Source organism: Streptomyces sp. NPDC021080 (genome assembly GCF_044333225.1).
In the GTDB taxonomy this organism is placed as follows: domain Bacteria; phylum Actinomycetota; class Actinomycetes; order Streptomycetales; family Streptomycetaceae; genus Streptomyces.
This window is the reverse complement of record NZ_JBIRQM010000003.1, coordinates 282,266-294,260: the sequence shown is the minus strand read 5'-3', so window position 1 is coordinate 294,260 and position 11,995 is coordinate 282,266. Positions and strand designations below refer to the sequence as shown.

Sequence of the window (11,995 nt, the reverse complement as noted above, 5' to 3'; positions counted from 1 at the left end):
ATATACCACCACCCCCCCCGGGCACTGTACCGCCCCCCGCGCGCCGCCCCCCTCCCCCCGCCCTGGGTGCTGCGGGGGCGCCCCCGGCCCCCCGGGGCCCGCCCCCCCGACACCGCGATCATCGGCGCCGCACCGGGGCGCGACACCGCGGTCGCCGTCACCGCACCCGGCGCGAGCCGGGATGAATGGCCCGGTGAGCGGTGGGTACGCGACCGTCGACGCGCCCGGGAGCGAGACCGGTCCGGGTGCCCGCCGCCCGCCACGACCCGGGAATCTGCCATGGACAAGCCCTTGAACAACCACCACCCCTCCACACCCGCGGCGACGCCCGCGCAGAAGGCTCTGGACACCCTCGCCGGGAACACCGCCGACACCGAGGCGCTGGACACCCTCGCCGGCAGTGACGTCCTGGTGCCCGTGCCGGACGACGCCTCGGACGAGGACATCGCCGACCCCCACGCCGTGGCGCTGCCCGTCCTGGACGACCCCGAAGGCGGACAGGTGGTTCCGGTGTTCACCTCGGAGCTGGAGCTGGCCGAGCTCCTGCCCTCCGTCTCCCGCTACCGTCTCGTGCCGCTCGCCGCGCTCGCCTCCCAGTGGCCCCCGGGCGATCTGGACCTCGTCATCGACGCCGCCTCACCCCACGGCCTGACCCTCACCTCCGAGGGCGTACGCACGCTGCTGGCGCGGTAGCAGGGTTGCCGGCCGCGCGACGCGGGCCCCGCCCGGGAGTCCGCGCGGCCGATCCGCGGGCCGAGGATGTCCGGATCCGCTCCTCGCCGGGGCGTGGCCCGGTCCGTCCTGGAGGGAAGGAAGATCCCTGGAAGCCGCCGCGGAGGAGTGGGGTTGCCTTGAGAGTCGTCCTGCTGGGTACCGCCGCCGCCGGCGGCTTCCCTCGGTGGAACTGCGCCTGCGCGCAGTGCTCGGCCGCCCGCGACGGAAAACTGCCCGCGCGCACCCAGGAGTGCGTCGCCGTCAGCGGCAACGCGCGCGACTGGTGGCTGCTCAACGCCTCCCCCGACATCCGTACGCAGCTGAACGCCACCCCCGCGCTCGCCCCCGGGCCCGGCGGCACGCCCGTGCGAGGCGCCCTGCTCACGGATGCCGAGCCCCATCACGTGATGGGGCTGACCGGGCTGTACGGCACCCCGGGGCTCAAGGTCTACGCCTCGCCTCCGGTCCTCGCCGCACTCTCCCCCTTGCGCCCCCTGCTCGAACGCGATGCCCCGTGGGCGTGGGCGGACAGCTTCACCGAGGACGGATTCGTCCTGGCCGGAGGACTGGTCGTCAGCGCCCACGCGCTCGGTTCCAGGGTTCCCGGGCACCTGCCGGGGGCCGCCGACGACCGGTGGGTGACGGCGTACCGGATCGAGGACCTGGCCAGCGGGGGTGTGCTCGTCTACGCGCCCTGCCTGGGCGGCTGGACGCCCGCACTGGACGACCTGCTCGCCGGGGCGGCCTGCGTCCTGCTCGACGGCACGCTCCACGCGGCCGGGGAGGAGGACACCGCGGTGCGGGTGACCCGCGGGCGGACGCCCTCGTGGCACCTGCCGGTGTCCGGCGCGGACGGCAGCCTGGCCGCACTGGCCCGGCACCCGGGCCCGCGCGTCGTCTACACCCACTTCGACAGCGCGAACCCGCTGCTCGACCCGGCCACGGACGCGAGTGCGTCGGTGACCGGGGCCGGTGCCGAAATCCCGCCGGACGGAACGGAGTTCGTGCTGTAACGAAGGGCGGTGGGGGAGATCCGCGGGCGGGGCGCGGGTCGGTGCGGGCCGGTCAGCCGTTCAGCATGCGGGCGAGCACGGACCGCTGGAGGGGGAGCACCTCGGCGTGCAGCTCGCGGCCCTTGCGGGTCAGCGCGACCCACACGCCGCGGCGGTCCTCCTGGCAGACCGTCCGTTCCACCAGGCCGTCCTTCTCCAGCCGGCCGATGAGCCGGGACAGCGCGCTCTGGCTCAGATGGACCCGGTCCGCGATGTTCTGCACCCGGCAGTGCTCGCCGGGCTCCGTGACCGCCTCCGAGACGAGGATGTCCAGGACCTCGAAGTCACTGGCTCCCAGGCCGTGCGGATGCAGTACACGGTCGATCTCGCACATCGTGCGCGCGTGCACCGAGAGGATGTCCCGCCACTGGTCCTCCAGCCGGGAACCGGGCGTCGTCGTTGCCATAAGTGAACGGTAACAGAGATCCGGCCACTAGTTGATTGTGCAATTAGTGCGCCTGCATCCAGTCGTCCGTGTTCTGCGGGTCCCGCGTGTCCTGTCAGGCGGCGGGGTCCTCGATGAGCCCGTACAGGTTCCCCTCCGCGTCCTTCACCGACGCGACCAGCCTGCCGTTGCCGACGTCCTGGAGCTCCTGGAGCGTCTCGGCGCCCTCGCCGATCAGCGCCGCCAGCGTCGCCTTGATGTCGTCGACGTGCCAGAAGGGGACCGGGCCGGTCAGCCCCTTGGCGTGACCGTTCGGGTCGAGGCCGACATCCTGGCCCGCGTCCTTGAAACCGACGTAGTACGGCTCGTCCACATAGGGCTCCACCCCGAGCAGCTGGGTGAACAGGGCCTTCGCCTTCGCGAGGTCCTTGACGGGATAGATGATGGTCTTGACTCCGGCGGTCATCTCGACTCCTGTGCGCTGCGGCCGCGTCGGCCGGCTGTCGTGCCGCCGGCGTTCCGGCGGTCCTCTCACGCTAAGCCGGGGGAGGCGGGTACGGCTTCTCGAATCCTGACCGGTGTCCCGCCCCGCTCCGGCTCGCCGGCCCCGGTCCTCAGGTGGACTCGCGGCGCACCAGCTCCGTCGGCAGGATCACCGCCGCCGGATCCTCGCCGCCGATCTGGGCGAGCAGGACCCGGACCATCTCCGAGCTGATGCGGTCCCAGGGCTGGCGGATGGTGGTGAGGGCCGGGGCGGCGGCCGTGGCGGCGGGGGAGTCGTCGAAGCCGCCGACCGCGACGTCCTCCGGGACCCGGCGGCCCGCCTTGCGCAGCGCTGCCAGCACGCCCTGGGCCATCAGGTCCGAGGCGACGAACACGGCGTCCACGTCCGGGGCGCGGTCGAGGAGCCGCTCGGCGCCCGCCTCACCGCTGGCGCGGCTGTAGTCGCCGGACGCGATGAGCCGCTCGTCGGCCTCGACACCCGCCTCGGCGAGCACCTCCCGGTAGCCCGCCAGGCGCTCGACACCGCCGGGGGTGTCCAGCGGTCCGGTGACCGTGCCGATCCGGCGCCGCCCGAGGGAGAGCAGATGCGTGACCATGTCCCGGGCGCCGTCCCGGTCGTCGGCGGCCACGTAACTCACCTTGGAACCGAGGCCGATGGGCTTGCCGCACGCGACGAGCGGCACGCCCGCCTCGCGCAGTTCCTCCGCGACCGGATCGCCGGAGTGGCTGGAGACCAGCAGCACCCCGTCGACATGGCCGGCCGTGATGTACCGCATGATGCGCCGCCGCTCGTCCTGGGTGCCGGCGAGCATCAGCAGCAGGGGGACGTCGTGCGCGGCGAGTGCCTGGGTGCAGCCGCGCAGCAGGACGTTGAAGTTCGGGTCCTCGAAGAACCGCTCCTGCGGCTCGGTCAGCAGGAAGCCGACCGAGTCGGACCGTCCGGTGATCAGTGAACGGGCGTGCCGGTTCACGACGTAGCCCGTCCTGCGGATGGCGGCGTTGACCGCCTCCGCCGCCGAGGGGCTCACATAGTGCCCGCCGTTGAGGACGCGTGAGACGGTGCCCCGCGAGACACCCGCCTCACGCGCGACGTCGTGGATCGTCGGCGGCTTGCGCCGGCCCCCCGTGTTGCTCATGGTCACGACTTTACGGCTCCTGACAGCAGGTCGAGGCTCCAGAAGCGCTGGATGACCAGGAACAGCGCGACCAGCGGGACGATCGCGAGCAGGGCGCCCGTGATGACCAGGGTGTACAGGGCCGGGGTGTTGGAGCCCTGTTCGAGGAGCGTGTACAGCCCGAGGGTGATCGGGAACTTCTCGTCGTCGCTGAGCATGATGTAGGGGAGCAGGAAGTTGTTCCACACGGCGACGAACTGGAAGAGGAACACCGTCACCAGGCCGGGCACCATCATGGGCAGCGCGACCCGGGTGAAGATCCGCCACTCGCCGGCGCCGTCCATCCGCCCGGCCTCGACCACGTCACCGGGGACGGCCGCGGCGGCGTAGATCCGGGCGAGGTAGACGCCGTACGGGGACAGGACGAGCGGCAGGAGCACGGACGCGTACGAATCCGTCAGGTCCGCCTTGGCGAGGAGCAGGTACTGCGGGATCGCGAGGATCACCGGCGGCATCAGCACGCCCGCCATGAGGACGCTGAAGACGGTCTCGCGGCCCCGGAAGCGGTAGATCGCGAGAGCGTAGCCGCTGACCGCCGAGACGCCCGTGGAGAGGAGGGCGCCGAGACCGGCGTAGAGCGCGGAGTTGCCCATCCACTTCCAGTAGATGCCGTCGCGGTAGGCGGCCAGGTCCCGGATGTTCTGGGTGAACCCGGTGCCCGGCAGGAAGGTGAAGGTCGAGAACAGTTCGCGGCCCGACTTGGTGGCCGCGATCGCCACCCAGGCGACGGGCAGCAGGCAGTAGAACGCGCCGAGCAGGAGCGTGAGGGTCGGGACCAGGGCGATCCGGCCGCGCAGGGGCGGTCCCTGGGCGGTGCCGGGGGCCGTGCCCGCGGCCGGGGCGGCCTTGCGGACGGCAAGAGAACTCATCGGGCTTCCTCCTGCTTGGTACGGGAGTTCGCGGCGCGCAGGAAACCGAAGGACAGGACCAGGGTGGCCGCGGCGATGATCACTGCCTCGGCGGCGGCCGCGTAGATGTCACCGGTGTTGAACGCGTCCCGGTAGACCTTCATCAGCGGACTCCAGGTCGTGGAGACGGAGTTGGTGAGGGGCTTGAGGGTGGTCGGCTCGCTGAACACCTGGAGCGTGGCGATGATCGAGAAGAAGAAGGTGAGCACCAGGGAGGGCGCCACCATCGGGATCTTGATCCGCAGCGCGGTCTGCAGCGGGCCGGCGCCGTCCAGCTTCGCCGCCTCGCGCACCTCGGCCGGGATGGCCTGGAGCGAGGTGTAGATGACGATCATGTTGAAGCCGGTGCCGCCCCAGACCGCGATGTTCGACAGGGCGAGGTACAGCGGGCCGCCGTCCAGCAGGTCGGGCTGCGGCAGGCCCAGCCTGTCGAGGACGAAGTAGAAGGGGCTGACGTCCGGGAGGTACAGGAAGCCCCACAGCAAGGCGGCCACGACGCCGGGGATGGCGTACGGCAGGAAGATCGCGAGCCGGGTGAAGGGGGCCAGGCGCACCTTCTCCGCGTCGAGCATGAGCGCGAAGAGGAGCGCGAGGCCGAGCATCACCGGCACCACGATGGCGCCGTAACCGGCCACCCGCAGCGCACCGGCGACCAGTTCGCTGTCGGTCAGCGCGTCGGTGTAGTTGCGGAGGCCGGCCCACACCTCGCTGCGGGCGCCGGCGCCCAGGCCGAGGCCCTTGACCTGGACCTTGTGCAGGCTCAGCCAGATCGCGTAGCCGATGGGGAGCGCGAAGAAGAGGACGAAGAGGACCGTCGCGGGGAGGAGGAAACCGTACGGGGCCCCCTTGACCCCGTACGGCTTCCGGCGTGCGGTGGTCACTGAGCGACCCCGAAGCCCTGCTTCTTCAGGTCGGCGACGGTGGTGTCCTGCATGGTCTTCAGGGCGGCACCGAAGTCCGACTTGTTCTTGGCGGCGGCGCCGAAGGCGTCGTTGAAGGACGTGTAGGCGACGTTCACGTTCGGGCCCCAGGCGGAGGGGGCGGTGGTCTTCGCGATCCCCGAGGCCTTGGTGTAGAAGTCCGGCTGGTTGGAGAAGAAGGCCGGCGGCTGCGCGAACGCGTCACCGCTCTGCGCACTGGTGGACGCCGGGTAGATGCCGCTCTCCTTCGCCATCGCGGCCACCGCCTGCGGGTCCGTGTTCAGCCAGGTCGCGAACTTCGCGGCGGCCGCCTTGTTCGGGGAGTCGGTGGTGACGGCCGTCGAGGAGCCGCCCCAGCTGCCGGTGACGTTCTCGCCCGCCGACCACTGCGGCAGCGGGGCCATCGCCCACTTGTCCTTGGTCTGCGGGGCCGCCGTGCTCAGGGTGCCGGGCGCCCACACCGCGCTGACCCAGGCGATCTCCTTGCCGGTGTTCAGCGCCTTGTTCCAGGCCGGCTGGTACATCGGCTCGTTGTTGATCGCGCCCTCCTTGACGAGACCGCCCCAGAAGTCGGCGACCTTCCGGGTGGCCGCGTCGTCGATGGCCACCGTCCACTTGTCGCCCGAGGCGGTCCACCACTTGGCGCCCGCCTGCTGGGCCAGGCCGGCGAAGAGCCCGGAGTCGTTGGCGGAGAAGGTGGTCAGAGCCTTGTCCGGTGCCTTCTTCTTCAGCGCGCGGGCGGTCTCGGCGAACTGCTCCCACGTGGTGGGGACCGTCAGGCCGTACTTCTTGAACAGGTCCGCGCGGTAGTAGAACATCATCGGGCCGATGTCCTGCGGGATCGCGTAGACCGCGTCCGTCCCCAGCGTCGTCTGCTGCCAGACGGCGTCGGCGAACTTGGACTCGGCCTCCTTGGAGTCGGCGGCTATGTCGGCGAGCGCGTCATTGCTGACCAGCGTCGGGAGCGCCTGGTACTCGGCCTGGACCAGGTCGGGTGCCTTCTTCGCCTTGTGCGCGGTGAGGATCTTGGTGACGAGCGAGTCGCCCGAGGCCTGCTTCTTCACCTCGACGGTGATCTGCTGCTTCTTGCCCGGCCCCTTGTTCCAGAGGTCGACGACCTTGTCCATGCCCGGCGCCCAGGTCCAGAACGTCAGTGTCGCGGGTCCGGACTGGGATGCGCTCTTGTCGTCGTCGGACGAGCCGCAGGCGACGAGCGAGGTGGCGCCGAGGACGACGGCGATGGTGCTGGCCACGAGGCGGTTGTGCTTCGTGATGGGCATGGAACGTTCTCCCCTGACCTGGGCCTCCGCCTGTTGCGGAAGGCCTGCCCTGTTCTTGCGCGGTTCGCTTTCCGGGGGTGCGCCGGCCGGTACCGGGACCGCGGGCGTGCGCCGGGCTCTCGGGCCTTCGCGCGCTCGCCTGCCGACACCTGAGCGCCCCTTCGGCTCACTTGCCGTGCTTCTGTGAGCGTTCACAGTAGAGAAACATCCCGGACACTTGTCAATGGTTGTTGCTGTGCGGTTATGTTGGACTCACGCCGCTGGCGTTGTGTGTGCACGTTCCCAAATGATCGATTACATGGGAGAGATCCATGCCGGAGACCAACCTCAAGGGCCTCACCCGGCTCGCCTTCGGTGGGGACTACAACCCCGAGCAGTGGCCGGAAAGCGTCTGGCCCGAGGACGTCCGGCTGATGCGGGAAGCCGGCGTCACGATGGTGAGCGTCGGGATCTTCTCCTGGGCCCTTCTCGAACCGGCCCGGGGCACCTACGCGTTCGGCTGGCTCGACCGCGTCCTCGACCTGCTGCACGAGAACGGCATCCGCGCGGACCTGGGCACCCCGACCGTCGCACCGCCCGCCTGGTTCTACCGCGAACACCCCGACGCGCTCCCCGTGGCCGCCGACGGCACCCGCTACGCCTTCGGCTCACGCGGCGCCATCTGCCACAGCAACACCCACTACCGCGCCGCCGCCGCCTCCGTCACGACCCGGCTCGCGACCCGGTACGCCGGCCATCCCGCCCTCGCCCTGTGGCACGTCCACAACGAGTACGGCGTCCCGGTCTCCGCCTGCTACTGCGACTCCTGCGCGGCCCACTTCCGCCGCTGGCTGGCCGGTGCCTACGGGACGGTCGACGAGCTCAACGAGGCCTGGGGGACGGCCTTCTGGGGCCAGCGGTACACCGCCTTCGACCAGGTCGACCCGCCGCGCGTGACCCCGACCGTCGGCAATCCGGCGCAGGCGCTGGACTACAAGCGGTTCGCCGACGCCACCATGCGCGAGAACTTCACGGCCGAACGGGACATCCTCCACCGCCTCGCACCCGGCATCCCCGTCACCACCAACTTCATGACGGCACTCAGCCAGTGCGACTCGGTCGACTACTGGGCATGGGGCCGCGAGGTCGACCTCGTCACCAACGACCACTACCTCATGACCGACGGCCGCCGCACCCACGTCAACCTCGCGATGGCCGCCGACCTCACCCGCTCGGTCGCGGGCGGCGCGCCCTGGCTGCTCCTCGAACACTCCACCTCGGGCGTGAACTGGCAGCCCCGCAACCCCGCCAAGGCGCCCGGACAGATGGCCCGCAACTCCCTCGCCCACGTGGCCCGCGGCTCCGAGGGCGCCCTGTTCTTCCAGTGGCGGCAGTCCCGCAGCGGCGCCGAGAAGTTCCACTCCTCGATGCTGCCGCACGCCGGAACCGACTCGCGCGTGTGGCGGGAGGTCGTCGAACTGGGCGCGGCCGTCGACTCGTTGAGCTCCGTCAAGGGCACCCGGACGGTCGCCGACGTGGCCGTGCTGTGGGACTGGCAGTCCTGGTGGGCGCAGAGCCTGCAGTGGCGGCCGAGCGAGGACCACGACGCCCGCGAGCGCGCCGACGCCTTCTACGAGGCCCTCTACGACCGCCACCTCACCGTCGACTTCGCCCACCCGGAAGCCGACTTGTCGGCCTATCCCCTTGTCGTCGTCCCCGCCCTCTATCTCATGACCGAGGCTGCGGCGGACAACCTGAGGGAGTACGTCGAGCGCGGCGGCACCCTCCTCGTCTCCTACTTCTCCGGCATCGTCGACGAGCACGACGCCGTCCACGAGGGACCGCATCCCGGCGCCCTGCGGGACGTACTCGGCCTGACCGTCGAGGAGTTCTCGCCCCTGCTCCAGGGAGAACTCGTCCGGATCACCGGGCCCGACGGCTCCGAACTCACCGGCGACGTGTGGACCGAGTTCGTCGTGCCGCGCGGTGCCGAGACCGTCTGGACGTACGCCGACGGGCTCACCGCAGGGCACCCGGCGGTCACCCGGCACCGGAGCGGCGCGGGCACGGCCTGGTACGTGTCCACGCGCCTGGCGGCCGAGGGGCTGGACGCCCTGATCGGCCGGGTGGCCGACGACGCGCGCATCGCACCGCGCGCCGACGTGCCCCGCGACGTCGAAGTGGTGCGCCGCACGGGCGAGTCGGGCACCTACGTGTTCGCGATCAACCACACCTCGTCCGACGCGAAGGTGCCGCTGGACGCCCACGGCACCGAGCTCCTGACGGGCGAACGCGCCGCCGGCCGGCTCGCGGTCCCGGCGGGTGCGGTGCGGGTCGTACGCCTCGACGCGTGACAGGCCGTGGGCCGTTCGGGGGAGTGCGACCGTGCGGCCCGGCCCGACCGGCCTCCGGCGTACGGGCCTGCCCCGGGGCTCAGGTCGACCGGCCCCGGCGGCCGGGGGCTTACCCGGGCCTCCGCCCGACCGGCCACCGGGGCAAGGGGGTCGACCGGCTCCGGCCCCACGGCCGACCGGGTTGACGTCCCGGCCGACCGCACCACCCGCCGCCGGTCCCGCCGAACCCGACGACGGCACCGGGAGCCGCACGGACCGTGAACCCGGCGGCGCACCCGCTGTGCCGGTCGTCCGAACCCGGGTGGGGCACCGCCCGAGTACCGCCTGACCACCGTCCGGGCGGTGACCCGGCGGCGCACCCGCCGTGCCGGTCGTCCCGACCCGAGCGGTTCCACACGACCACCGCCCGGGCCGCGACCCGGCAGCCGCGCGCACAACGTCGGTCACCCGGGCCCGCGCGAGGCACCGCCCGATCACCCTCCGGGCCCGCGGCCCCGGCGACCGCACCCGTGTCATCCGGGCACCACCCGGCGATCCCCCACCCGGCAGGGCCGCACGGCCCGCCGGTCGCTCCGACGGCCGTCCGAGTCGCAGCACTCGACGGCGATCCGATCCCCCCTCCGCCCGTGCGAGCCATGAAGCCGCGGGCGGAGGGGTCCGCCCCCGGATCCATCCCGGATCCCCCCGGGGGCACCTCTCCCCACCACGTCGAAGGGACGACGGACGATGATGTTCCATCCCAGACGCACACTCAGGGCCCTGCTGCTGCCGCTCGCGGCCGGGCTCGCCCTCACCGCACTCCCCGCGCAGACCGCGCAGGCGGCGAGCACCCTGGCCAACGCCGGATTCGAGACCGACGGAGCCGGGGCGGCCGTGCCCAGCGGCTGGTCGGAGTCCGGCTCCACCGGCGCCTCCTACGTCGAGGCCGGCGGCCACGGCGGGAGCTACCGCCTCAGCCACTACTCCGCCTCGGCCTACAAGGTCGAGACCTACCAGACCCTCACCGGGCTCACCAACGGCAGCTACAAGCTCACCGCGTGGGTGCGCTCGGGCGGCGGACAGAACTCCGCCTACCTCGCGCTGAAGAACTGCGGAGGCACCGAGCAGCGCACCGACCTGCCGGTCTCCACCAGCGGGTGGATCCACCTCGTCGTGCCCGTCTCCGTGACGGGCAACCAGTGCACGATCAGCGTCTACTCCGACGCCAACGCCGGAAACTGGATCAACGTCGACGACCTGACGTTCACCTCCGGCACCACCGGACTGTCCGTCAAGGGCTCCGACATCTCCTCCCTCGCCAAGAGCGAGGCCTACGGCGGCGTTTACAAAACCGGTTCCGGCACCACCGGCGACGCGCTCGCCATCCTGAAGTCCGCCGGGATGAACTACGCGCGCCTCAAGGTCTGGGTGAATCCGGCCGACGGCTACAACAACAAGGCGCGCGTCCTCGCGATGGCCAAGCGCATCAAGGCGCAGGGCATGAAACTCCTGGTCGACTTCCACTACTCCGACACCTGGGCCGACCCCGGCACCCAGACCAAGCCGGCCGCCTGGGCCGGACACTCGTACAGCCAGCTCAAGACGGACGTCTACAACCACACGTACGACGTCCTGAACGCCCTCAAGGCGCAGGGCACCACGGCCGACATGGTGCAGATCGGCAACGAGATCAACGGCGGCATGCTCTGGTCCGAGGGCTCCACGGACAACTTCGCCCAGCTGGCGGGGCTGCTCAACTCCGGCTACGACGCGGCCAAGGCGGTCAGCTCCTCCACCGTCGTGGCGCTGCACCTCGCCAAGGGCGGAGATCTCACCGGCACCCGCTGGTGGTTCGACACCGCCCTCGCCAACGGCGTGAAGTTCGACGCCATCGGCCTGTCCTACTACGGCTACTGGCACGGCTCGCTCTACGACTTCCAGACCACCCTGGACGACGCGGCCTCCCGCTACGGCAAGCCGGTCTTCGTCGCCGAGACGGCCTACCCCTTCCGGCTGGACAGCGACGACGCGCTCGTCAACCAGATCGACACGACCGCCGAACTGGTCTCCGGCTACCCGGCCACGACCACCGGGCAGTCCAACTGGCTGCGCGACGTGATGAACATCGTGGAGGCCGTGCCGAACGGCCGTGGTCTCGGCGTCTTCTACTGGGAGGCCACCTGGACGGCGGTCACCGGCAACGGCTGGGACCCGACCGACGCCTCCTCCGGCAACGGGTGGGAGAACCAGGCCCTGTTCGGCTTCGACGACAAAGCGCTTCCGGCCATGTCCCTGTTCGGTCACCGCTGAGCGCACAAGGGTCCGGCCGCCGGTGCGGCCGGGCCCCTGTGCCCCCCCCGGAACCGTCCGGCTCCGGCCACGGTCGTCCGAAGGCCGTGCGGGCCGCCTCCGGCTGCGGGACAGTGGCGGGAGACCGTCACGACCGAGGGGGACGAGATGCTGAAGGGGCCCGCCGGCGGGCAACGGCTGGACATCCTCACGTGGTTGCGCGACCCCGCGGCGCACTTCCCGCCGCAGCGCCGCGCCGATCTCGTCGAGGACGGTGTCAGCCCCGAGGCCCTCGCCGTCAAACTCGGCGTCAGCCGGGCCGTGGCGCGCACCCACCTCGACCTGCTCACCGGAATCGGTCTGCTGCGCGCCAAGAAGGTGGGGCGGCGAACGTACTACCGCCGCGACGAGTACCGTATCGCCGAGGTGAGCCACTACTTCGAGAAGGGCTGGTAA

At 71.4% G+C, this 11,995-nt stretch carries 11 protein-coding genes; 5 read left to right on the top strand and 6 right to left on the bottom strand.

Annotated features, from left to right (window positions below; all coding sequences use genetic code 11):
- Window positions 1-279: 279 nt before the first annotated feature.
- Together ACH4S8_RS08890 and pqqB are read left to right on the top strand one after the other, a co-directional pair.
- Entirely contained in the window at window positions 280-693 is a 414-nt protein-coding gene (locus ACH4S8_RS08890; RefSeq protein ID WP_398392015.1) for an SseB family protein, read from the top strand.
- 158 nt (window positions 694-851) lie between these two features.
- The gene (gene pqqB, locus ACH4S8_RS08885) at window positions 852-1,727 is read left to right on the top strand and encodes a pyrroloquinoline quinone biosynthesis protein PqqB (RefSeq protein WP_398392014.1); all 876 of its coding nucleotides are present in this window, start codon (window positions 852-854) and stop codon (window positions 1,725-1,727) included.
- 52 nt (window positions 1,728-1,779) lie between these two features.
- On the opposite strand, the gene ACH4S8_RS08880 is transcribed toward pqqB, so the two are convergent.
- The 6 genes from ACH4S8_RS08880 to ACH4S8_RS08855 form a co-directional block, all read right to left on the bottom strand.
- The gene (locus tag ACH4S8_RS08880; RefSeq protein WP_398392013.1) at window positions 1,780-2,172 is read right to left on the bottom strand and encodes a MarR family winged helix-turn-helix transcriptional regulator; all 393 of its coding nucleotides are present in this window, start codon (window positions 2,170-2,172) and stop codon (window positions 1,780-1,782) included.
- A 94-nt stretch (window positions 2,173-2,266) separates the two neighbouring features.
- The gene (locus ACH4S8_RS08875; RefSeq protein WP_398392012.1) at window positions 2,267-2,617 is read right to left on the bottom strand and encodes a VOC family protein; all 351 of its coding nucleotides are present in this window, start codon (window positions 2,615-2,617) and stop codon (window positions 2,267-2,269) included.
- A gap of 148 nt (window positions 2,618-2,765) precedes the next feature.
- Complete coding sequence (locus tag ACH4S8_RS08870; protein WP_398392011.1) at window positions 2,766-3,797, bottom strand: LacI family DNA-binding transcriptional regulator; 1,032 nt, start codon at window positions 3,795-3,797, stop codon at window positions 2,766-2,768.
- Window positions 3,794-4,699, bottom strand: a complete 906-nt coding sequence (locus tag ACH4S8_RS08865) for a carbohydrate ABC transporter permease (RefSeq protein WP_398392010.1) — start codon at window positions 4,697-4,699, stop codon at window positions 3,794-3,796. Before ACH4S8_RS08865 ends, ACH4S8_RS08870 begins: the two co-directional genes overlap by 4 nt.
- A complete protein-coding gene (locus ACH4S8_RS08860) occupies window positions 4,696-5,619 on the bottom strand; it encodes a carbohydrate ABC transporter permease (protein WP_398392009.1) in 924 nt (307 codons plus the stop codon). Before ACH4S8_RS08860 ends, ACH4S8_RS08865 begins: the two co-directional genes overlap by 4 nt.
- Window positions 5,616-6,938 (bottom strand): ABC transporter substrate-binding protein, encoded by a 1,323-nt coding sequence (locus ACH4S8_RS08855; RefSeq protein WP_398392008.1) that lies wholly within the window; start codon window positions 6,936-6,938, stop codon window positions 5,616-5,618. Before ACH4S8_RS08855 ends, ACH4S8_RS08860 begins: the two co-directional genes overlap by 4 nt.
- A gap of 311 nt (window positions 6,939-7,249) precedes the next feature.
- Here ACH4S8_RS08855 and ACH4S8_RS08850 point away from each other — a divergent pair, with 311 nt between their 5' ends.
- From ACH4S8_RS08850 to ACH4S8_RS08840, 3 genes are all read left to right on the top strand, one after another.
- Window positions 7,250-9,271 (top strand): beta-galactosidase, encoded by a 2,022-nt coding sequence (locus ACH4S8_RS08850; RefSeq protein ID WP_398392007.1) that lies wholly within the window; start codon window positions 7,250-7,252, stop codon window positions 9,269-9,271.
- A gap of 729 nt (window positions 9,272-10,000) precedes the next feature.
- Window positions 10,001-11,560, top strand: a complete 1,560-nt coding sequence (locus tag ACH4S8_RS08845) for an arabinogalactan endo-beta-1,4-galactanase (RefSeq protein ID WP_398392355.1) — start codon at window positions 10,001-10,003, stop codon at window positions 11,558-11,560.
- Window positions 11,561-11,707: 147 nt separating this feature from the next.
- On the top strand, window positions 11,708-11,995 hold the full coding sequence (locus tag ACH4S8_RS08840) for an ArsR/SmtB family transcription factor (RefSeq protein WP_398392006.1): 288 nt from the start codon (window positions 11,708-11,710) through the stop codon (window positions 11,993-11,995).

What these genes read in the sequence shown, in the direction of transcription:
- ACH4S8_RS08890 (WP_398392015.1), top strand. Translation starts at nt 280, where the DNA reads ATGGACAAGCCCTTGAACAACCACCACCCCTCCACACCCGCGGCGACG.
- ACH4S8_RS08855 (WP_398392008.1), bottom strand. Translation starts at nt 6,938, where the DNA reads ATGCCCATCACGAAGCACAACCGCCTCGTGGCCAGCACCATCGCCGTC.
- ACH4S8_RS08850 (WP_398392007.1), top strand. Translation starts at nt 7,250, where the DNA reads ATGCCGGAGACCAACCTCAAGGGCCTCACCCGGCTCGCCTTCGGTGGG.
- ACH4S8_RS08880 (WP_398392013.1), bottom strand. Translation starts at nt 2,172, where the DNA reads ATGGCAACGACGACGCCCGGTTCCCGGCTGGAGGACCAGTGGCGGGAC.
- ACH4S8_RS08865 (WP_398392010.1), bottom strand. Translation starts at nt 4,699, where the DNA reads ATGAGTTCTCTTGCCGTCCGCAAGGCCGCCCCGGCCGCGGGCACGGCC.
- ACH4S8_RS08875 (WP_398392012.1), bottom strand. Translation starts at nt 2,617, where the DNA reads ATGACCGCCGGAGTCAAGACCATCATCTATCCCGTCAAGGACCTCGCG.
- ACH4S8_RS08845 (WP_398392355.1), top strand. Translation starts at nt 10,001, where the DNA reads ATGTTCCATCCCAGACGCACACTCAGGGCCCTGCTGCTGCCGCTCGCG.
- ACH4S8_RS08840 (WP_398392006.1), top strand. Translation starts at nt 11,708, where the DNA reads ATGCTGAAGGGGCCCGCCGGCGGGCAACGGCTGGACATCCTCACGTGG.